The organism is Rubricella aquisinus (assembly GCF_014199445.1).
Classification (GTDB): Bacteria; Pseudomonadota; Alphaproteobacteria; order Rhodobacterales; family Rhodobacteraceae; genus Rubricella; species Rubricella aquisinus.
In genome coordinates this window covers 75,233-96,026 of record NZ_JACIJS010000007.1, presented here as the reverse complement: position 1 = coordinate 96,026, position 20,794 = coordinate 75,233, and the positions used below count along the sequence as shown (strand labels likewise).

Sequence of the window (20,794 nt, the reverse complement as noted above, 5' to 3'; positions counted from 1 at the left end):
CGCGCCATGCCGGTCCGGGTTCTGCCCCATGATCCAAGTTGGGCGGACGCGTTCGCCATTGAGGCCGCATCACTGATCCGCGCGCTTGCCCCGCTTCCGCTTGTCCTGCACCATATTGGCAGCACTGCGATTGCGGGTATCCATGCCAAACCGATCATCGACCTTTTGGGCGAGGTTCCCTCGCTCGCGCAGCTTGATGCGCGGGCGGAGACGATGACGCGGCTGGGATATGAGGTCATGGGCAGCTACGGGATCGACGGGCGGCGTTATTTCCGCAAATCCGATGCGGTGGGGCGGCGCAGCCATCACCTGCATATGTTCGAAGCACGCTCTCCCCATGTCGCGCGCCATCTGGCGTTTCGCGATTACCTGCGCGCCCATGCGGATATCGCCCGCGCCTATTCCGACCTGAAACGCCGGATTACCGAAGCCGGTGGCGCGTCATGGGACGACTACATGGATGCCAAAGACCCTTTTGTCGCACGGATCGAGCCTCAGGCGCTGGCATGGTACAACGCCCAACGACGCTGATCCTGATCTTTGAAGGAAGATGGTCGGGGCGATAGGATTCGAACCTACGACCTACGGTTCCCAAAACCGCCGCGCTACCAGGCTGCGCTACGCCCCGACTGTCGCGCGGTGTAGCGCGCTCTGTTCAAGATGGAAAGACCCTAATCGCAGGGCCAGGCCGGATCATTGGCGGCAAAGGCGGGATGGCGCATCACGGCCCCCTCCTCCAACCCCAGCATTGTGCTCATGCCACCGTTGATTTCCAGAACGGCAAGAATGTCATCGCCACCGGGAATGCTCGTCTCATCGAGCGGAATGGCGTTTTCATGGATGCGCTGCACCACGCCATGCTGATCGACAAACAGCATATCAAGCGGGATCAGCGTGTTGCGCATCCAAAACGAAACCGGCTGGGGCCGCTCATAGATAAAGAGCATCCCTTCAAACGCGCCCATTTCAGTGCGGAACATCAGACCCTGAGACCGCTCGTCCGGCTCATCCGCGATCTCGATATCGAAGGCCACGACAGTGGCACCGGATCGCACATCGACCCGCTCCATCTGGCAGGTCGCGGCGGCGGGTGCGGCCAGTACGCTTAAAAGAGCCGCAAGCCCCGCGCCCTTAATTGTCGATATCGTCCTGCCCATGTGCGTCATCCCATGCCCGTGCCAATGTCACGATTGGCCCTTTCGGCCCATCTCCGATCAGCACGGCAAGCGCATCACCCTGCTGCACCTCATCATGGCCATTTTCGCGCAAGGTTTCCATATGCAGAAACACATCCTGCGGCTCCCCGAACACATTGATGAAGCCAAAGCCCTTGACCCGGTCAAACCATTTGACGCGCGCGGGCAACAGGGCCGCGCGTTGCTCCTCGGTCAACGCGGGAACGAGGTGATCCTCTTCTTCCTGCTCGATGACCTCTGCCGACAGGATTTCGGTGGCCAAAAGGCCCCGATCCGTCCGTTCGACCACAACTTCGATTTGCTGACCCGTCACAAGCGGCGGCAACCCCTGCGCCTTGACAACATTGGCATGCACCATAATGTCGCCTTCACCCGTATCTGACAGGATAAACCCAAATCCCCGCTGTGGGTCGTACCACTTTACCCGACCGCTCAACACTCGCACAAACCCCCGATGCGCTACTCCTCAGAATGGACTAAATAAAGGTATGCTTTCAGAATGAACAAGAGAGGCTCAGGCTGACCTAGCGTCATTTTGAACGGCAGAACCGTGAAAAAGAAAAAGCATTGGAATTAGGCGAGTATCTGCCGATGAAAATATCCCAGTTCCTGTTGTGTAGTTGTTGTTTTGTTGTCGTGGCCTGTGCGCCGGTTCAAAATGATCGCCGCCCGCTGGAGCGCCCGGCAGACCCCGCCGCGCTGTTTGATCCGGCCTATCGGCTCTATATCGCGGATGCGCGCGGGGCGTTGGTCTCGGATGATCCGGATATGATCGCGGATGTGGCGCAGGCGGCGACGCGACCCTCCCTGATGGACCTTGCCACGCGGCGCGACACCGACCGCGTGTCGATCCGGCAGGTGCCGTTCCTGTTCGAGTCGCCCGAGGGGCAATCCTATCTGCTCGCTGACGGGGCAAAGGCGCTGGTGCGCGCAACGCCCGCCGAAAGCTGCCCCGTCAGCGTTCAGCTACAGATCAAGGGGCCGGGTGCGGCACTTCAGGATGCGGTCGAAGCGGCACTCACAATCTGTCACGAAAAGCTGGCGCAACGGGACAGCGAGGCCGATTGCGGCTGCGAGGTGCTGGCGCAGGGCGATTTGCTGCGCACGTCGCTGGAGGCATTCGATTATGTCCGCGACTACCCTGCCCGCCTGTTCCGCAATGGGCGGCTTGATCCCTTGCGCTATCTCGCGCGCGAAACGGTGGCGGAGGATGGAACCCTTGGCTTTGTCCTGACCGGACCACAGGGGCCGGAAATGTTATTGGAATATCAGGACGGCGCGGGCGTCACCGCGACCTTCCCCGACGGATCCGAGGCAAGCGGGACAACCGATCGCTCCGGCCTGTCGCGGGGGCGCTATATCGAGGTCATCACCCTCAATACCGAGGACGGGCAAATCCGCATCAGCCTTGGCCCCTGATCGGGTCAGACGTGCTGCCCGCCATTGATCTCGATCTCCACACCAGTGATATAGCTGCTTTCCGGTGTGCACAGATAATAAATCGTTCGGGCGACTTCTTCGGGCGTGCCAAGGCGGCGCAGCGGCAAAGTTTCGGCCAGTTTATCCGTACCGGGAGACAGGATCGCCGTTTCGATCTCTCCCGGGGCGATGGCGTTCACGCGCACGCCGAACGGCCCGAAATCATGCGCCATTTCGCGGGTCAACGCGGCAAGGGCCGCTTTTGACGTCGCATAAGCCGCCCCGGCAAACGGATGAACGCGCGCGCCCGCAATCGAGGTGACGTTGACAATCGCGCCATGTGCCTTTTGCAATTCCTCAAGCAATCCGCGCGCCAGCACCACCGGGCCAAACAGGTTCACGTTGAACACATGCCCCCATGTGCGCAGATCGGTGTCAAATGTGTTGAGCCGCTGGCCCTCCGGCCCTTTGGGGGAGATGCCAGCATTGTTCACCAGCGCCTCAAGCCGCCCCCCCTTGAGCCGCCGCTTGATCTCATCGACGGCATGGATCGTGCTTTCAGGATCGGAGAGGTCCACCTGAATATGATCCTCCTCCCCCGCTTCCCATGGGCAATCCTCGGGAAAGGCGTGGCGCGAACAGGTGATGACCCGCCACCCCGCAGAGGAGAACCGTTTGACGGTCGCGTGGCCAATGCCACGGCTGGCACCGGTCAGCAGCAATGTCTTGCGGTCGGGCATGGGGTCACCTTTTGGGTTTGGTTTACCCGACCATATCAATCGGGATTACGGATTCAAGCGGGTAATGCTCCACTCGGTGTCATTAACTGTCGGGCGTGTCCAGCGAAACCGATCATGGAGCCGCGCCGGACCATCGGCCCAGAACTCAATCTCCAAGGGTTTGATCCGGTAGCCGCCCCAAAATGGCGGACGTTTCGGATTTGGCCCCTTGGTCGCGGTGATCTTGGCCACTTCCGCCAAAAGATGCGCGCGGGACGCCAGAGGCTGCGACTGCTGCGACGCCCATGCGCCCAACCGCGATTGCAGGCCGCGAGAGGCGTAATAAGCATCCGCCTGCGGCCCGTCCTCCCGCATCACCGGCCCGCGCACGCGGATCTGACGATGCAGCGATTTCCAGTGCATCACAAAGGCGGCCTTCCCCGCGCCCTCGATCTCCTGCCCCTTTTGGGAGGTGTAATTGGTATAGAAAACAAAGGCGTTTGCCTCAATTTCCTTGAGCAAGACCATCCGCACATTGGGCAACCCGGTCGCGTCCACCGTCGCAAGCGCGATGGCGTTGGGGTCGTTCGGTTCGGTCTTGGTCGCCTCCGCAAGCCAAGCTTGCGCCAATGCAAACGGATCGTCGCCCGCGAAAATGCCGTCTCGTTTCGCCTGATCAGCCATGTCGTCCCCCAGTATTGCTTCGCCGCGCAGGGTAGTGTTGTTCGGTGCTTGTGCAAGATGGGATGATGACGAAACGCGTACAAGATAGGTCCAGCGGTCGCCTGCGGGAGGCCGCCCGGACGAAGACGCTTCGCGATTTATAGCGCAACCAGCGCCGGGCGGACCCGCTGATTGGATCCGTTGCAAAAGCGGCCGCCCGGGGGGCGGGCGACCGCTGGACCGGCGGCTTCGCCTTGATTCCGGTCCCTTTTCGGACAGGCATTCTTGATGCAGCGCCAAATGTGCCGTACATCCCTACCCTAAGGTGCCAAGCACGAACAAAAGGAACCATGCCCCATGAATATCAGCGGTCTTATGGCAGGAAAACGCGGCCTGATTATGGGCGTTGCCAATGACAAATCCATCGGCTGGGCGATTGCCAAGCATTGCGCGGATGCAGGCGCGGACATCGCGATGACCTATCAGGGGGATGCGCTGAAAAAGCGGGTCGAGCCTTTGGCGGCCTCTGTCGGCTCGGACATGGTGTTGCCCTGCGACGTGACCGATGAGGCATCCATGGACGCGCTGTTTCAGACCATCAAGGAGAAATGGGGCAAGCTTGACTTCCTGCTGCACGCCGTCGGCTTTTCGGACAAGAACGAATTGCGCGGCCGTTATGTCGATAACACGACCGCAGGCAATTTCGCGCAATCCATGGTGATCTCTGCCTATTCCTTCACCGATGCCGTGCGCCGGGCAGAGCCGCTGATGACCGATGGCGGCTCTTGCGTGACGCTGACCTATTATGGCGCGGAGAAGGTGATGCCCCATTACAACGTGATGGGCGCGGTGAAGGCCGCACTTGAGGCATCCGTCAAATACCTCGCGATGGATTGCGGCCCGAATGGCGTGCGTGTGAACGCGCTGAGTGCAGGCCCGATGAAAACCCTCGCCGCCTCCGGCATCGGGGATTTCCGCTACATCATGAAATGGAACGAGTTGAACTCCCCGCTGCGCCGCAACGTGACGCAGGACGATGTGGGCCGGTCGGGCCTGTTCCTCCTGTCCGATCTGTCGAGCGGCGTGACAGGCGAAAACCTGCATGTCGATGCGGGCTATCATGTTGTCGGCATGAAGGCAGAGGACGCGCCGGATATCGACGTTGTGACGGGGAGGAAATAAGCCATGGATAAACTCCCCCACGAAAAGGGTTTTCACGTCTCATGGGACCAAATTCACCGCGACAGCCGTGCGCTTGCGTGGCGTCTTGACGGGAAGGGGCCGGATGACGGCGCGTGGCGCGCCATTGTCGCGATCACGCGCGGCGGCATGGCCCCTGCAATGATCGTGGCACGCGAGCTTGATATCCGCACGGTCGATACGATCTCCGTCAAAAGCTATGACCATCAGGAACAGGCAGAAGCGCAGGTGCTCAAGGCCCCGGATGCGGCGATGATGGGCGATGGCACTGGCATTCTGGTGATCGACGATTTGGTCGATAGCGGCAAAACGCTGGAACTGGTCCGCTCCATGTATCCCAACGCGCATTTCGCCACTGTTTATGCCAAGCCCAAAGGCAACGCGCAGGTTGATACCTTCATCACCGAAGTGAGCCAGGACACCTGGATTTTCTTCCCCTGGGACATGGCATTGCAATATGTGCAGCCCTACCGGGGCCGCGACTGATGCTCGCTGACCTTTTGAAATTGCTCAGGGGCGAGGCGGAGCCGTCTGCCCTGTCCACCGAGGATCAGAAACTCGCGCTCGCAGCCCTCATGGTCCGTGTTGCGCGGGCGGATCACGATTACGCGGCCTCGGAAGTGGCGATGATCGACAGCGTGCTCAAGCGCCGGTTTGAGCTTGATGACGCTGCCGCCGCCGCGATCCGCGCCGATGCCGAAACGCTGGAGGCGCAGGCGCCCGACACCGTGCGCTTTACCCGCACGATCAAGGACACGGTGCCCTATGAGACCCGCGATGCCATTGCGGAGGCGCTGTGGTCCATAGCGCTGGCCGATGGCGACCGTGCGGATGAGGAAAACGCATTGCTGCGGATGGTGGTCAACCTGCTGGGAATCACGGATCAGGACTCAGCACTTGCCCGCCAGCGGGCAGAAGCTGCGATCGGGTCGCAATAATTGTCCGACTGTCGCGGGGTCAATTAACCGAAAAAATCAAATTTCCAAACCGGTTTGATTGTTTCCAAATCCCCAAAAATCTGTCGCAGCGTCATGACTGTGCAACAGTGCCAACTTCGCCTAAACCCCGCCCGGCAGTGACCGTGCTTCCACCTTGGAAGGCCACTGCATCAACTTTCGTTTCGGCAAAAGGGGCTTCTGGCCGATTGTCAGGAGGCGGTGGTGGCGCGCGCAGGTGGGTCTTGACGCGTGGCCAGCCGTGGGTTCGAAGCGGAGGGGGCGTGGGGCTGGCCTATGTCAGCCCCACGGTCTACTGCGGCAAAAGGTTCATTGCAGATGCAATGAATTGCGCTTATCCGCAGCCCGAATGGAAAAACCACTGAACCGATATGGTTTTCTTTTGCGATCAAATGGAGTAATTTGATCTGGATCAATTTTTTGATCGGAATTGGAGGCGCACTGTGAAATTTGATGCAAGGCTGAATACGGTCGAGCAGGACTGCGCCGATTGCCCGATCCGCCACAATGCGGTCTGCGCCCATTGCGAGACCGACGAGTTGGGCACGCTCGATGCGATGAAAACCTACCGCAATTTCGCTGCCGGAGAGACCGTTATCTGGGCGGGCGATGACCTGACCTTTCTTGGCTCCGTGATTGACGGCGTGGCCAGCCTGAGCCGCACCCTGTCCGATGGCCGGCGGCAGATGGTCGGGATGCTGTTTCCATCCGATTTCGTTGGCCGCCCCGGTCGCTCAACCACACCCTATGACGTGGTGGCCGCGACCGATTTGCGGCTTTGCACGTTCCGCAAGAAACCGTTTGAAGAGCTGATCGCGCGCACGCCCTCCATTGAGCGGAGGCTGTTGTCGATGACCCTCGACGAGTTGGACGCGGCACGCGAATGGATGACCCTGCTGGGCCGCAAAACCGCACGGGAGAAAATCTCCAGCGTTTTGTTGATCTTCGCCCGGCGCAGCGCCGCCCTGCAAAAGGATACCGTCGGGGATGGCTTTTCCTTTGCCCTGCCCGTGACCCGCGAAGTCATCGCGGACTATCTTGGCCTGACGATCGAGACGGTGAGCCGTCAGATCAGCGCGCTGAAAAAGGAGGGGCTCATCACCCTGAACGGCGCGCGTCAGGTCGTGATCAATGACCATGACGCCCTGAAAGAGCAGTGCGGCGACGACGATTGATGTGTCAGCCGTAAGGCTTGGGCCAGTCTTCCGTCACCTCCGCCTGAACGGGCCGTTCAAGATAGCTTGTGAGCGCGATATAGCTGCGCGTGGCAGTGACTTCATCCAAGGCATAAAGTTGTGCCAGCAGGTGTTCAAGCGCGTCTGACCCCGCCGTGCGCACCTTCAAAAGCATACAAGTATCGCCCGCGACGGAATGGATTTCCTCAATCTCCGGGTGGCGCGCCATCGCCATAAGGGCCGCACTTTTCCCCCAGCCGACCGTATCGACATGCACGAATGCCAAGAGCGGCTTTCCCGCCGCCTCGGGGGAGATATTGGCGTGGGTTCCGCGAATATGACCCGCCGCGCGCAGGCGTTTGACGCGCTCATGCACCGCAGGGGCCGAAAGCCCCACCTGCGCGCCAAGCTGGGCATAACTTTGCCCCGCATCAGCGACCAAAGCGCCGAGGATTTTTCGGTCGAACCCATCAAGTGCCGGGTGCCGCGCCCGGTTGGACGGAATATTTTCTGTTTTCACGCGCTGCCCCTCTGATCGTGATTGAATGCCGAATGAAATTCCGCATTTTTGCACTCATGACAAATCACGTTCAGCATACTCCCGCGTCACCCTCCCTGCAACTGCATCGCGATACCGCGACGCTGATGGCCGCGATTGGCATTGTTGGGGCAAACTCCCTGTTGATGGGGCCGATTGCGCCCGGGATCGCGGCCGCTTTGGGCATCAGCATCGGGGAGGTGCTGCGCGCGGCGGCGGCCTATGGGCTGGGCACCGCTTTGGGTGCGGTGGCCCTCGCCCCCCTGATCGACCGGATCGGGCCGCAACCCGCATTGCGCGCCGCCCTTGCGGTGTTGTTCGTGGCCCTTGGGGCAAGTGCGGCGGCACCGGGGCTGTTGGCGCTGATCGCGGCGCAAGGTTTGGCCGGGTTGGCAGCAGGTGCCGCCCTGCCCGCGACCTATGCGCTTGCGGTGGCGATTGCGCCTGCGGGGCGTGAAAGCGTCATACTGGGCCGCGTGTTGATCGGCTGGACGCTGAGCCTTGTTGGTGGGGTCGCGGGCGCGGCCCTGTTGGCGGACATCGCAGGCTGGCGGATGGTTTATCTGGTGCTGGCAGCCCTTTGCCTTGGCGTGCTGCTGGGGCTGTCGCGGATGCCAAAGGCGGATCATGCCCCGGTGACAGACGGACCGCTTTTGCCCTTTCATGCGGTTCGGATCGCGCAGGTGCCGCGCCTTTTGATGATCAACGCGATGTTCATGCTGGCTTTCTACAGCGTCTATGGGCTGATGGGCGCGCATCTGGTGGATGTGCTGGGCCAGCCCCTGCGCGCGACGGGTTGGATTGCGCTGAGCTATGGGGCGGGGTTTGGATTGGCCGCTTTTGGTGATCCACTGATTGACCGGTTTGGTGCGCGGCGGATCATGCCCCTAGCCATGGGCCTGATTGCACTGATCCTGACCGCGATCTCCCTGTTGGCGGGGGCATTGATCCCGCTTTTGAGCGTCACCTTCCTTTGGGGATTGGCCAATCATTTCGGATTGAACGTGGTGGTGGCGCGGCTCACCAATGTGGCCGGGCGACACAGGGGTGCGGTGCTGGGCCTCTATAGCGGGGTGACCTATCTGAGCGCGAGTGCTGCGGCCCTGATCGGTGCGGCACTTTATGCGGCGGACGGATTTGCGCTGGTTGCGCGCTTTGGCGCGGGCGCGGTTTTCCTTGGCCTCATTCTGTCGCTGACGCTGCTTCCGTCCCTCAAAAACGCATCCTGAATACGGTTTTCTTCAGAAACCAAGCATTGCGTTGATCCACATCAAGGAGGCTTTCCCGACAAAAGCGCATTCCAACTGCATGGAGCCCCTGCCCGAGGACCGATTCCTCAATCCAAGGCCGGGGCGTAGCAGAAGGAACAAGGGAAAATGGCAGGCTCGCTGAAATTGATAGCCTTGGCCCTTGTCGCGTTTTTCGCGGCAATCGGTGCCAATTTTGCTCAGGACCTTGCCTATCAAGTGCATGCGTTGATCGTTCTCGCCGTTGCGGCGTTTTTGTTCATCCGTCAGATGCGCATGATGGGCAATGGCCCGGCACTCACCCCGGAGACGGGATATATGGATGACGTAATCCGCTACGGCGTGGTCGCCACCGCCTTTTGGGGTGTGGTCGGGTTTGCGGCAGGCACGTTCATCGCGTTTCAGCTCGCATTTCCCGAACTGACCCTCGATATTCCGCAAACGAGCTTTGGCCGCTTGCGCCCCTTGCACACCTCTGCGGTGATTTTCGCGTTTGGGGGCAACGCGCTTTTGTGCACGTCCTTCTACATCGTGCAGCGGACGACCGCCGCGCGGCTTTGGGGCGGAAACCTCGCGTGGTTCGTGTTCTGGGGCTATAACCTGTTCATCGTGCTGGCCGCGACCGGGTACCTTTTGGGCGTGACCCAAGGCAAGGAATATGCCGAGCCTGAATGGTATGTGGATCTGTGGCTGACCGTGGTTTGGGTCGCCTATCTGCTGGTGTTCCTTGGCACGCTGTGGAAGCGGAAAGAGCCGCATATCTATGTGGCCAACTGGTTCCTTCTGGCGTTCATCGTCACCGTGGCGATGCTGCACCTCGTCAACAACCTTGCGGTGCCGGTGTCGATCTTTGGCTCCAAATCGGTGCAACTCTTTGCCGGTGTGCAGGATGCGATGACCCAGTGGTGGTATGGCCACAACGCTGTGGGCTTCTTTCTGACGGCGGGTTTCTTGGGCATGATGTATTATTTCGTGCCAAAGCAGGCAGAGCGTCCGGTTTATTCCTATAAGCTGTCCATCGTGCACTTCTGGGCGCTGATCTTCCTCTATATCTGGGCCGGTCCGCACCACTTGCATTACACCGCGCTGCCCGATTGGGCGCAGACGCTCGGGATGGTGTTCTCGATCATGCTGTGGATGCCCTCATGGGGTGGGATGATCAACGGTCTGATGACGCTGTCTGGCGCCTGGGACAAACTGCGCACCGATCCGGTGTTGCGGATGATGGTGATCTCCATCGGGTTCTACGGCATGTCCACCTTTGAAGGGCCGATGATGTCCATCAAGGCGGTCAACTCCCTGTCGCATTACACCGACTGGACCATCGGGCATGTGCATTCCGGCGCACTTGGCTGGAACGGGATGATCACCTTCGGCGCGCTCTACTTCCTCGTGCCGCGCCTGTGGAACCGCGAACGGCTCTATAGCCTTGCGATGGTCAACTGGCACTTCTGGCTCGCCACGATCGGCATCGTGCTCTACGCAGCATCCATGTGGGTGACCGGCATCATGGAAGGCCTGATGTGGCGCGAAGTCGATGCGCAGGGTTTCCTCGTGAACTCCTTTGCCGACACCGTGGACGCCAAATTCCCGATGTACCTCGTGCGCGGGCTTGGCGGGATCCTCTACCTCGCGGGTGGTGTGATCATGTGCGTCAACCTTTGGAAGACAGCCATCGGCGCGGGCCAAACCCGCACCGCCGCTGCCGTCCCCGCTGAATAAAAGGACAAGGACCAATGCATATCTTTGACTATCACAAGCCGATCGAAAAGCACGCGACGCTGCTGCTGGTTCTGTCGCTGGTCGTTGTCTCCATCGGGGGGATCGTGCAGATCGCACCGCTCTTCTATCTGGAGAACACCATCGAGGATGTGGAGGGCGTGCGCCCCTACTCCCCGCTGGAGATGGCCGGGCGCAACATCTACATCCGGGAGGGGTGCTATGTGTGCCACTCCCAGATGATCCGCCCGATGCGCGATGAAGTGCAGCGGTACGGGCACTACTCCCTTGCCGCAGAAAGCCAGTATGATCACCCGTTCCAATGGGGATCAAAGCGGACCGGGCCGGACCTTGCCCGTGTCGGTGGGCGTTATTCGGATCAGTGGCATGTGGACCATATGGAAGATCCGCGCGCGCTGGTGCCAGAATCGATCATGCCCGCCTATCCGTGGCTCGCCCGGACCGAACTTGATGCCGATGGGATCGAGGCGGTGATTGCGGCCAACCGGATGGTTGGCGTGCCTTATACCGACGAACAGGTCGAAATGGCCGCCGTGCATTTCGAGGCGCAGGCTGATCCTGATCACCCCGCCGCCTTTGATGTGGCGGAGATCTATCCCGGTGCGCAGGTCCGCAATTTCGATGGCGCCCCCGGCGTCAGCGAATTGGACGCGCTCATCGCCTATCTGCAAATGCTCGGAACACTGGTGGATTTCTCCACCTTTGAACCCGATGCGAGCCGCTAAGGAGACCCTGAGATGTACCATATCCTGAGAGAAATCGCAGATAGCTGGGGTCTTTTGTCGATGACGATCCTGTTCCTTGGCGTCGTGGTCTGGACCTTCCGTCCCGGCTCCCGCGAAGTGCATGACGACATCGCAAACATACCCCTGCGCAACGACGAATGGCGGGAGGATTGATCCATGGCCAAAAGAGACGATGACGACTACCCGACAACCGGCCACGAATGGGACGGTATCCGGGAATATGACAAGCCGATGCCCCGCTGGTGGGTGTGGTGTTTCTACGCGACCATCGTGTTTGCGATTGGCTACACCATCGCCTACCCGGCATGGCCCGGCATCACGGGGGCCACGCAAGGTGTGCTTGGCTATTCCACCCGTGGCGCGGTCGCGGAGGATATCGCCCGCTACGAGGCGCAGAATGCCGGGCTGATCAGCCAGATCAACGAAACCGAGCTTTCCACGATCCTTGAGACGCCCGAATTGCTGCAATTCGCCAATGCGGGCGGGGCGGCGGTGTTCCGCAACAACTGCTCCCAGTGCCATGGCGCGGGTGCGGCAGGTGCGATGGGATACTATCCGAACCTTCTGGATGATGACTGGCTCTGGGGTGGTGAGGTGGAGCAAATTCACCAGACCATCGCCCATGGCATCCGCTGGGACGAGGACTGGGATACCCGCCTGTCGATGATGCCCGCCTTCGGCGTTGATGGCATCCTCAACGACGCGGAGATCGAGGCCGTCGCGGACTATGTGATCAGCCTGTCCTCCAGCCCCGCTGCCGGAACGCTGGGGGAGACGCTTTATCTCGACAATTGCGCTGCCTGTCACATGGATAACGGCATGGGCGAGGTCGAGCTGGGCGCGCCGAACCTGACGGATGCGATCTGGCTCTATGGCGGCGACAAGGCGTCGGTCGTTGAGACGATCACCTATTCCCGCGCGGGCGTGATGCCCGCATGGGCAGACCGCCTCTCCGAAGCGGAGGTCAAGCAGGTGGCCGTCTATGTCCACTCCCTGGGTGGCGGTCAATAACCGCCCCCTCCTCCCTTTCTCCCTGACTGGCCGGCCCTTGCTGATCGCATGGGCCGGTTTTTTGTATCCTGATCCACACAGTAAAACGTGATGAGCGAGGGCGCATTTCGCCCTTGCAGATTCCTGCCTGTCCCCGATTATGGGGGCATGACATCAAGACATCGCAAAAATCTGCTTCGCGTGCTCGCCGCCGCCCTTTTCGGCGCGATGATGCCGCAAATTGCCACCTCAGCGACATTGCTGCGGGAGGGTGAGGCGTTTTCCGCGACCTATAACGTGCACGGCATCGTCCTTGCCCCGGCTGACGAGCGAAACCTTTCGCGCGGGGAACGGCAGGCGCGGACGATTTACCTTGGTGTTGGATGTGATGTGCTCAACGCCAATCAGGATCGCGGGCGCTGGCGCTGGTCCGGGCAATATGTGTTTGTCGAATATCTTGATGGCCGGACAGAGCGTTATGTCGGCCGGATCGAGGGTGACCTCGCGGAGCGCTGCGCACTTTGACGCACGCGTCAGTCTGACGGCTTTAAGCTGACTTTCATTGGCAACAATTTGATCCCGATCAAGGTCGACCGGTGCGCCGATCGTGATGATCACTCAAATGCCCGAAATTCGGAGAGAATCGCCCGTGTCCGCAGATACCAGCCAACCGCCCAAACTGTTTGAAGCGCGAGAGCCCATCTTCCCCAAACGTGTGAGCGGCGCCTTTCGTCGGTTCAAATGGTGGATCATGGCCGTCACGCTCGGCATTTATTACCTCACGCCGTGGATTCGCTGGGATCGCGGCCCGAACCTGCCGGATCAGGCGGTGCTGGTCGATCTGGCGAACCGGCGGTTTTATTTCTTCATGATCGAGATTTGGAGCCACGAATTTTATTTCGTGGCCGGTTTGCTGATCATGGCGGGGCTGGGCCTGTTTCTGTTCACCTCCGCGCTCGGGCGGGTCTGGTGCGGCTATGCCTGCCCGCAAACTGTGTGGACCGACCTCTTTATCCTTGTGGAGCGGTGGATTGAGGGCGACCGCAACGCGCGCATCCGGCTGTGGCGGCAGAAATACGATCTGCGCAAATGGCGGCTGCGTCTGACCAAATGGTTTGTCTGGCTGATGATCGCGGTCGCGACGGGCGGCGCATGGGTGTTTTATTTCGCGGATGCGCCCACCTTGCTGGTGGATCTCTTTACCGGGCAGGCCGCATTTGTCGCCTATGCCTCCGTCGCGGTGCTGACGGCGACGACATTCGTGTTCGGCGGCTTCATGCGGGAACAGATCTGCATCTATGCCTGCCCGTGGCCCCGCATTCAGGCCGCGATGATGGATGAAGAGACCATCACCGTCGCCTATCGCGATTGGCGTGGGGAGCCGCGCTCTCACGGCAAAAAGCGGGATGCAACGGAGCCGCATGGCGATTGCATTGACTGCAATGCCTGCGTCGCGGTTTGCCCAATGGGCATCGACATTCGCGATGGACAACAAATGGAATGCATCACCTGCGCGCTCTGCATCGACGCCTGTGACGAGATCATGGACAAGATCGGCAAGCCGCGCGGGCTGATCGACTATTGCACCTTGGGGGATGAAGTGCGTGAGCGGGCGGGCGAAAAACCGATCCCCGCGTGGAAGCATATCATCCGCCCGCGCACGATCCTCTACACCGTACTTTGGGCCGGGATTGGCATTGCCCTTATCGTCGGGCTGTTCATCCGCAGCGACATTGAGATGACCGTCAGCCCGATCCGCAATCCAACATTTATCACCCTGTCGGATGGCACGGTTCGCAACGCCTATGACGTGCGCCTGCGCAACAAGACCGGCGACAATCGCGATTTCCGCCTGTCGCTGACCTCTGAGGCACCGCTGCGCATCCGCGTGTCCGGCACCGATTTGCTAAGCGTGCCGGTGGCGGCGAACGAGACCCGCGTCCAGCGCATCTTTATCGAGGCGAAACCGGGCACGGATGCCGCCGAAACCCATGCCACCGATGTCACCATCTGGGTCGAAGACCTCGGCAGTCGCGAACGCGACAGCGTCGAAACCCTGTTCAACGGAAGGAACTGATCCCATGACCACCGAAACCGAACGCCGCTTTACCGGCAAACATATGGCCATGGTCATGGTCGGCGCGTTTGGCACCATCATCACAGTGAACCTGACGCTCGCCTATTTCGCGGTCGGCACCTTTCCGGGGCTGGAGGTGAAAAACTCCTATGTCGCAAGCCAGAGTTTTGATGACCGCAAGGCGGCACAATTGTCGCTGGGCTGGACCAGCCAAGCGGCATACGAGACCGGCGCACTGGTGATCGCCGTCACCGCCATCGACGGCACGCCCGTGCTGGCGGAGGACGTCCAGATCCGCGTGGGCCGCACCACCCATGGGCGGGAGGACAGCTTTTACGATTTCGCGAGCCTGCGCGCGGCTCAGGCCATTCCGATGGAGCTTGCCCCCGGCGCGTGGCGCGTCGACATCAAGGCAAAGGGCGCTGACGGCACCGATTTCGTGACCCGTCATACCGTCTACGTTCAGGGATAAGCGATGACCGACGCCGCCTATGCCCCCCGCGCGGCCTGTCCGGCCTGCGTTGGCTTGCCCGAAGGGGAACTGGAGCGCGCCACCGCCTCCATCCCCAAAGGGGGCGCGTTGCGGCGCATGGTCCTGTCCCTGCCCGATATCCATTGTGCGGCCTGTATCGACGGGGTGGAGCGGTTTCTCGCCGTGCAGCCCGGCGTGAGTGCCGCGCGCGTGAACCTCAGCCTGCGGCGCGTGACGGTCACGGTGGACGACCCGAGCCTCACCGCAGGCGATCTGGCCGATGATCTGACCCGCACGGGCTACCGCGCGCTGGAGCTGGACAGCGCGACCATTGCCGCGACCGAAACGGATAAGGAGGGCAAGGCCCTGCTCGCCCGGCTGGGGGTTGCGGGCTTTGCCACGATGAACGTGATGCTGTTGAGCGTGGCCGTTTGGGCCGGGGCCACGGATGCGACGCGGGACTTGCTGCACTGGATTTCCGCCGCGATTGCCTTTCCGGTGATCGCCTTTGCCGGGATGCCCTTTTATCGCAGCGCCTTCGCCGCCCTGCGTGGCTGGCGGCTCAATATGGATGTGCCGATCACGCTGGCCATCGTGCTGGCCGCTGGCTTGAGCCTGATGGAGGTGCGCGAAAGCGGGCATCACGCCTATTTCGACGCGGCGCTGACGCTGACCTTTTTCCTGCTGATCGGGCGCTATCTGGATCACCGGACCCGCGCCGCCGCCCGCTCTGCCGCGTCCGAACTGGCCGCTCTTGACGTGCTGACCGCCACCCGGATCGAGGGCGACACCCGCAAAACCGTGCCCGTGGACGCGTTGCGCACGGGCGATTTGCTGTTCGTCGCACCCGGCGCGCGCATCCCGGCCGATGGCCCGATCATCGAGGGGCGGTCCGATATCGACCGCGCCATGCTGACCGGCGAAAGCCTGCCCGACCCCGCCGGGCCGGGTGATCAGGTCAGCGCGGGCATGGTCAACCTCACCGGCCCCCTGACGATCCGTGCCGACGCATTGGGCGACGATACGCTCCTGCGCCAGATCGCGCGGCTGGTCGATGCCGCCGAGGGGGCAAAGAACAAATACACCCTTCTGGCCGACAAGGCCGTCGGCCTTTACGCGCCGGGGGTGCATATCCTGTCCGCGCTCAGCTTCATCGGGTGGTATGTGGCGACGGGCGATCTGCGCACCGCGCTCAACATCGCCGCCGCCGTTCTGATCATCACCTGCCCCTGTGCGCTTGGCCTTGCCGTGCCATCCGTGCAGGCTGCCGCCTCCGGATTGCTATACCGGATGGGCGTGTTGGTGAAGGACGGCGCGGCCCTGGAAAAACTGGCGGAGGTCGATCACGTCGTGCTCGACAAAACCGGGACGCTGACCACCGATCTGCCGCTTTATGCCACCGGGCCGGAGGGGGAGGCGCGCGCCGTTGCCCATGCGCTTGCCCGTGCGTCGCTCCATCCTTTGAGCCGCGCGATCGCGGCGGAGTGTGAGGGAGAAGCCCCCGCGCCCATCACCGACATCACCGAACATCCCGGCGAAGGACTGAGCGCGACCTATCTTGGCCAGCCCGTGCGGCTCGGCAATGCTCGGTTCACCGGTGCGACGGCGGAGGGTCTGTGGCTGCGCATGGGCAAGGACCTGCACCCCTTCACCTTCACCCACGCCCTGCGCGAGGGCGCGGCGGAGATGGTCGCGGGCCTGCGCGAAGCGGGCCTGCACGTCACGCTCCTCTCCGGCGACACGGCAGAGCAGACCGCCCATATCGCAAACACCCTTGGCATCGCCGATTGGCACGCGGGCGCGACGCCCGAAAGCAAAATCGCCCTGATCGAAGGGCTGAGCGCACAAGGCCGCCGCGTGCTGATGGTCGGCGACGGGATCAACGACACCGCAGCGCTGGCCGCCGCCCATGTCAGCATGAGCCCCGGTTCGGCGGCGGAAGCCTCCCGCTCCGTCGCGGATATGGTGCTCGTTGGCCCGTCCATTACGCTGGTGCTGCGCGCGCGCAAAGTGGCCATCGCGGCGCGCAAACGTATCGTGGAGAATTTCCAGCTCGCGAGCCTTTATAACGTCATCGCCGTGCCTGTCGCGATGGCGGGCTACTGCTCCCCCCTGATCGCGGCGATTGCGATGTCGTCTAGCTCCATTTGTGTTACGCTCAACGCATTGCGCCTGCGGAGGGAACCGAAGTGACTATTCTGAGCATCCTGATCCCTGTGTCCCTTCTGCTGGGGGCGGTCGGCCTTGCCGCCTTCCTTTGGTCGATCCGGTCGAACCAATATGACGACATGGACGGCCACGCCAACCGCATCCTCTCCGACCGGTATGACGACAGCCCGGAGGGGTGAGGCCGTGACGTTTCGCGAATGGGTCGGGCTCGATAAGCCTTTCAAATATGAAAATGCCAAGTGGCTCGGGCCGATATGTGCGGTCGTCGTTGGAATCGCGCTGATTGCTTCCATAGGTACGCTGAGCATCCGAGCGTTTGAGTTGGCGTTTGAAGCTGAGGCGGAGATGCGCGCCGTCGTCTACCTGTTGGTGGCCATTATCGGCTTCCCCCTCTTGATTTGGCGCAGCGTTGTGGCTCAGAAATCCGCAAACATCGCGGAGCAAGGCAACATCACCACCCAATTCACCAAAGCGGTGGAACAGTTGGGCGCGGAAAAAACGGTGAAACGGCGAGTATGGGAGCCGGAGTATGTCTCTGATACCGCTGAGGGCAACCGTACGGTTCGTGTCGACGAGCATGGGCGCGAAATTGGTCTTTGGGTCTTTAAAGAAGAAACCGTCCCCAACCTCGAAGTGCGCCTTGGGGCCATCTACCTCCTAGAGAAAATCGCCCGTGATCATCTGGAAATGCATATCAGCGTGATGGAATTGCTGTGTGCGTATGTGCGGGAGAATGCTGCTCTTAATTCTCAGTATGCCGAAGATTTCAAAGAAAGATCACCGCGCGTTGATATTCAATCTGTCCTGACTGTAATTGGGAGAAGAAATGCAACTCAGCTGGCGCACGAAAATTCACTTCGATTAATTGGTAAAGAAATTTATTTTGATTTCTCCATGAGCCATTTAGTAAAATTAAAAATGTCCAAAGGGAATTTCAATTTTTCAAATTTCGAAGGTGCCAGACTGAACAACTCAATGATTATGGGTGCAAAGATTGAAAATTGCTGGTTTTTTCAATCGGACTTACAAAATTCCTTCTTAGAAGATGCCTACTGCAAACAGTCTCTTTTTTCGTTGGCAAACCTCGAAAATTGCTATTTGGGTGGTGCGGAAATGCTGACTTATCCTTGTCTGGATAAACAGCAATTGTCCGACGCTATCGGGAGCGACGACACATTACTACCAGAAGCCTCTGAAAGGCCGCCAAAATGGCCAACTCACAAAGAGCAGGCACGAGAGGTATGGATGAAACGTACAGCCGCAACCGGATTGCCCACCTCAAAATAATCCTCCATAACCCCCGCCAAACCAACCAGCCTAACCCGGAGGCACCCCCATGCATGACATTCGCATGATCCGTGACAACCCTGAGGCGTTTGACGCGACCCTCGCGCGGCGGGGGCTGTCGGGTGTGTCCTCTGACATTCTGGCCATCGACACCGCGCGCCGGGCGGCCATTCAGGCGGCTGAGGCCGCCTTGGCCGAGCGCAACGCCGCCTCGAAACAGGTGGGTGCGGCCAAGGCAAAGGGTGATGACGCGGAATTTGAACGCCTGCGCGCCCTCGTCGCCGCCAAAAAGGACGAAATCGCCGCTTTGGAGGCAGAGGCAAAGGCGGCGGATGAGAAGCTGACCGAAATCCTCCTAACCCTCCCCAACCTGCCCCATGATGACGTGCCCGACGGCGCGGATGAGGCGGATAACGTGGAAATTCACCGTTGGGGCACGCCGCGCACGCTCGATTTCGCCCCGAAGGAGCATTACGAGCTTCCCGCCGTGCAAGGTGCGATGGATTTCGAGACGGCGGCGAAACTGTCGGGCAGCCGCTTTGTGATCCTGTCGGCGGCCACCGCCCGCCTGCACCGTGCGCTCGCGCAATTCATGCTCGATACCCATGTGGAGGAGCATGGCCTGACCGAGGTTATCACGCCCGTTCTGGTGAAATCGGAAACGATGCTTGGCACCGGGCAATTGCCGAAATTCGCCGAGGACAGCTATCAGACCACGAATGGCTGGTGGCTGATCCCCACGGCGGAGGTGACGCTGACCTCGATCCCGGCTGGGGAGATCATGGATGAGAGCTACCTGCCGCGCCGCTATACCGCGCATACCAACTGCTTCCGCTCGGAGGCGGGCAGCGCGGGCCGGGACACCGCCGGGATGCTGCGCCAGCACCAGTTTGAGAAGGTCGAAATGGTGTCGGTCGTGCATCCTGAGGAAAGCCGCGCGGAACTCGACCGGATGACGGAATGCGCGCAGGCGATCCTTGAGAAACTCGGCCTGCCCTACCGCACGGTTGTGCTGTGCACGGGCGATATGGGCTTTGGCGCCCAGCGCACCCATGACATCGAGGTTTGGCTACCGGGGCAGAACACCTATCGGGAGATTTCGAGCTGCTCGACCTGCGGGGATTTTCAGGCGCGCCGGATGAATGCGCGCTTCCGCCCGGCAGAGGGTAAGCCTGAGTTTGTGCACACGCTGAATGGCTCTGGCCTTGCCGTGGGGCGCGCGCTGATCGCGGTGCTGGAGAATTATCAGGAGCCTGACGGCGCGGTCACGATCCCCGAGGTGCTGGTGCCCTATATGCGCGGCAAAACCCGGATCGAGGCGGACGGCACGCTGTCCTGACGGATGGAGGTCACGCGCGACATCCCCTTTGCCACACGGCTGCGCGCCGATGGGCGGGAGGAGGTGCTGCGCGCGGAACTGACCCATCCAGGGGCTGACGCGCCGCTGGTCCTGCTCGCCCATGGTGGCGGGTTTCGGAAAGGATCGCGGCACAATCCCGGCCTTGCCCGAATAGGGATGGCGCTCAATGAGGCGGGCTTTGCGACCGCGACTGTCGATTACCGTCTTAACACGAGCATGGACGAACTGCCCGAGCAGGTGCACCCCATCCTGACCCAAAACATCCGCCGCGTGAAAAAGCGCGGCCTGCCGGTGCCGGACAATCTGATGAGCACGCGGATGATGGGCGCGGTGCTGGACCTGTCGGAGGCCGTTGGCTTTTTCTCCACACAACCGCAGATTTCCGGCCCGCCGATGATCCTTGGCGTGAGCGCCGGGGCGATTGCGGGCATGACCCTTGCCCATCCACCTGCGGGGATGGACCTGCACCAACCGGCAGCGGTAATCTCCATCGTTGGACTTGTCCCGTTTCCGTGGAACCTCAGCGCGGCTGGCGCGCCTGCCCTGATGATCGGGGCGGGGCGGGACCGGGTGATCCCCGCCAAATCCCTGCCCATCGCCGGGCGCTGGGCCGCGCGCAATGCAGCCCCGGTTGAGCGGCACATGCTGCCCGATGCGCGCCACAACAAGATCAACCTGGCGGAGGCCACGCTCCCCAATGGCGTGAACGCCCTTTCGCATTGCATCGCCTTCTTGCGGACACATGCAGGCTAACGCACCACCCCGGTGTTTCTTTTTTCCCTAAATACCTCCCGCCGGAGGCTCCGACAGAGGCAGCGCAGGATCCGGGTGGCGTCAACG

The 20,794-nt window shown here is 61.1% G+C and carries 24 protein-coding genes and 1 tRNA gene; 19 read left to right on the top strand and 6 right to left on the bottom strand.

Features of this window, described 5'->3' with window-relative positions:
- Positions 1-6 precede the first annotated feature (6 nt).
- Positions 7-531 carry a GrpB family protein gene (locus FHS89_RS12200; protein WP_221229428.1) on the top strand — a complete coding sequence of 175 codons (525 nt, stop codon included), beginning with the start codon at positions 7-9 and terminating at the stop codon, positions 529-531.
- A 20-nt stretch (positions 532-551) separates the two neighbouring features.
- Here FHS89_RS12200 and FHS89_RS12195 read toward each other — a convergent pair.
- The 3 genes from FHS89_RS12195 to FHS89_RS12185 all read right to left on the bottom strand — a co-directional run bounded on the left by FHS89_RS12195 (position 552) and on the right by FHS89_RS12185 (position 1,635).
- Positions 552-628, bottom strand: a tRNA-Pro gene (locus FHS89_RS12195).
- Positions 629-671: 43 nt separating this feature from the next.
- Positions 672-1,157, bottom strand: a complete 486-nt coding sequence (locus tag FHS89_RS12190) for a DUF192 domain-containing protein (protein WP_184012031.1) — start codon at positions 1,155-1,157, stop codon at positions 672-674.
- Positions 1,132-1,635, bottom strand: a complete 504-nt coding sequence (locus FHS89_RS12185) for a cold-shock protein (protein WP_343051475.1) — start codon at positions 1,633-1,635, stop codon at positions 1,132-1,134. Before FHS89_RS12185 ends, FHS89_RS12190 begins: the two co-directional genes overlap by 26 nt.
- Positions 1,636-1,787: 152 nt before the next feature.
- On the opposite strand from FHS89_RS12185, the gene FHS89_RS12180 reads away from it, so the two are divergent.
- Complete coding sequence (locus FHS89_RS12180) at positions 1,788-2,615, top strand: hypothetical protein (RefSeq protein ID WP_184012028.1); 828 nt, start codon at positions 1,788-1,790, stop codon at positions 2,613-2,615.
- 5 nt (positions 2,616-2,620) lie between these two features.
- Here the strand turns inward: FHS89_RS12180 and FHS89_RS12175 are convergent, their stop codons facing one another.
- Positions 2,621-3,355 (bottom strand): SDR family NAD(P)-dependent oxidoreductase, encoded by a 735-nt coding sequence (locus FHS89_RS12175; RefSeq protein WP_184012026.1) that lies wholly within the window; start codon positions 3,353-3,355, stop codon positions 2,621-2,623.
- Positions 3,356-3,400: 45 nt separating this feature from the next.
- Positions 3,401-4,018, bottom strand: a complete 618-nt coding sequence (gene pdxH / locus FHS89_RS12170; RefSeq protein WP_184012023.1) for a pyridoxamine 5'-phosphate oxidase — start codon at positions 4,016-4,018, stop codon at positions 3,401-3,403.
- A gap of 336 nt (positions 4,019-4,354) precedes the next feature.
- On the opposite strand from pdxH, the gene fabI reads away from it, so the two are divergent.
- The 4 genes from fabI (at position 4,355) to fnrL (ending at position 7,328) form a co-directional block, all read left to right on the top strand.
- Positions 4,355-5,179, top strand: a complete 825-nt coding sequence (gene fabI, locus FHS89_RS12165; protein WP_246413832.1) for an enoyl-ACP reductase FabI — start codon at positions 4,355-4,357, stop codon at positions 5,177-5,179.
- A 3-nt stretch (positions 5,180-5,182) separates the two neighbouring features.
- Entirely contained in the window at positions 5,183-5,683 is a 501-nt protein-coding gene (gpt, locus tag FHS89_RS12160; protein ID WP_184012021.1) for a xanthine phosphoribosyltransferase, read from the top strand.
- Positions 5,683-6,135 carry a tellurite resistance TerB family protein gene (locus FHS89_RS12155; RefSeq protein WP_184012019.1) on the top strand — a complete coding sequence of 151 codons (453 nt, stop codon included), beginning with the start codon at positions 5,683-5,685 and terminating at the stop codon, positions 6,133-6,135. The genes gpt and FHS89_RS12155 overlap by 1 nt, the downstream gene beginning before the upstream one ends.
- Positions 6,136-6,596: 461 nt before the next feature.
- Entirely contained in the window at positions 6,597-7,328 is a 732-nt protein-coding gene (gene fnrL / locus FHS89_RS12150; protein ID WP_343051464.1) for a transcriptional regulator FnrL, read from the top strand.
- Between the two features lie 4 nt (positions 7,329-7,332).
- Here the strand turns inward: fnrL and FHS89_RS16455 are convergent, their stop codons facing one another.
- Positions 7,333-7,848: an AsnC family transcriptional regulator gene (locus FHS89_RS16455; protein ID WP_184012017.1), complete on the bottom strand. Its 516-nt coding sequence runs from the start codon at positions 7,846-7,848 to the stop codon at positions 7,333-7,335.
- 56 nt (positions 7,849-7,904) lie between these two features.
- On the opposite strand from FHS89_RS16455, the gene FHS89_RS12140 reads away from it, so the two are divergent.
- The 13 genes from FHS89_RS12140 (at position 7,905) to FHS89_RS12080 (ending at position 20,707) form a co-directional block, all read left to right on the top strand.
- The gene (locus FHS89_RS12140; RefSeq protein WP_184012015.1) at positions 7,905-9,095 is read left to right on the top strand and encodes an MFS transporter; all 1,191 of its coding nucleotides are present in this window, start codon (positions 7,905-7,907) and stop codon (positions 9,093-9,095) included.
- A gap of 147 nt (positions 9,096-9,242) precedes the next feature.
- On the top strand, positions 9,243-10,835 hold the full coding sequence (gene ccoN / locus FHS89_RS12135) for a cytochrome-c oxidase, cbb3-type subunit I (RefSeq protein ID WP_184012013.1): 1,593 nt from the start codon (positions 9,243-9,245) through the stop codon (positions 10,833-10,835).
- A gap of 14 nt (positions 10,836-10,849) precedes the next feature.
- Positions 10,850-11,578 carry a cytochrome-c oxidase, cbb3-type subunit II gene (gene ccoO / locus FHS89_RS12130; protein ID WP_184012011.1) on the top strand — a complete coding sequence of 243 codons (729 nt, stop codon included), beginning with the start codon at positions 10,850-10,852 and terminating at the stop codon, positions 11,576-11,578.
- A 12-nt stretch (positions 11,579-11,590) separates the two neighbouring features.
- Entirely contained in the window at positions 11,591-11,752 is a 162-nt protein-coding gene (locus tag FHS89_RS12125) for a cbb3-type cytochrome c oxidase subunit 3 (protein ID WP_184012009.1), read from the top strand.
- Positions 11,753-11,755: 3 nt separating this feature from the next.
- Positions 11,756-12,610 (top strand): cytochrome-c oxidase, cbb3-type subunit III, encoded by an 855-nt coding sequence (gene ccoP / locus FHS89_RS12120; RefSeq protein WP_184012007.1) that lies wholly within the window; start codon positions 11,756-11,758, stop codon positions 12,608-12,610.
- A 180-nt stretch (positions 12,611-12,790) separates the two neighbouring features.
- Entirely contained in the window at positions 12,791-13,114 is a 324-nt protein-coding gene (locus tag FHS89_RS12115) for a hypothetical protein (RefSeq protein WP_184012005.1), read from the top strand.
- 124 nt (positions 13,115-13,238) lie between these two features.
- The gene (ccoG, locus tag FHS89_RS12110) at positions 13,239-14,666 is read left to right on the top strand and encodes a cytochrome c oxidase accessory protein CcoG (protein ID WP_343051463.1); all 1,428 of its coding nucleotides are present in this window, start codon (positions 13,239-13,241) and stop codon (positions 14,664-14,666) included.
- A gap of 4 nt (positions 14,667-14,670) precedes the next feature.
- Positions 14,671-15,138: a FixH family protein gene (locus FHS89_RS12105; RefSeq protein ID WP_184012001.1), complete on the top strand. Its 468-nt coding sequence runs from the start codon at positions 14,671-14,673 to the stop codon at positions 15,136-15,138.
- Positions 15,139-15,141: 3 nt separating this feature from the next.
- Positions 15,142-17,331, top strand: a complete 2,190-nt coding sequence (locus FHS89_RS12100; RefSeq protein ID WP_184011999.1) for a heavy metal translocating P-type ATPase — start codon at positions 15,142-15,144, stop codon at positions 17,329-17,331.
- The gene (gene ccoS / locus FHS89_RS12095) at positions 17,328-17,486 is read left to right on the top strand and encodes a cbb3-type cytochrome oxidase assembly protein CcoS (protein WP_184011997.1); all 159 of its coding nucleotides are present in this window, start codon (positions 17,328-17,330) and stop codon (positions 17,484-17,486) included. The genes FHS89_RS12100 and ccoS overlap by 4 nt, the downstream gene beginning before the upstream one ends.
- A gap of 4 nt (positions 17,487-17,490) precedes the next feature.
- Positions 17,491-18,594: a pentapeptide repeat-containing protein gene (locus FHS89_RS16450; RefSeq protein ID WP_184011996.1), complete on the top strand. Its 1,104-nt coding sequence runs from the start codon at positions 17,491-17,493 to the stop codon at positions 18,592-18,594.
- 49 nt (positions 18,595-18,643) lie between these two features.
- Entirely contained in the window at positions 18,644-19,933 is a 1,290-nt protein-coding gene (serS, locus tag FHS89_RS12085; protein ID WP_184011994.1) for a serine--tRNA ligase, read from the top strand.
- A 3-nt stretch (positions 19,934-19,936) separates the two neighbouring features.
- Positions 19,937-20,707, top strand: coding sequence for an alpha/beta hydrolase (locus FHS89_RS12080; RefSeq protein WP_184011992.1), 771 nt, complete (start codon positions 19,937-19,939; stop codon positions 20,705-20,707).
- Positions 20,708-20,794 lie beyond the last annotated feature (87 nt).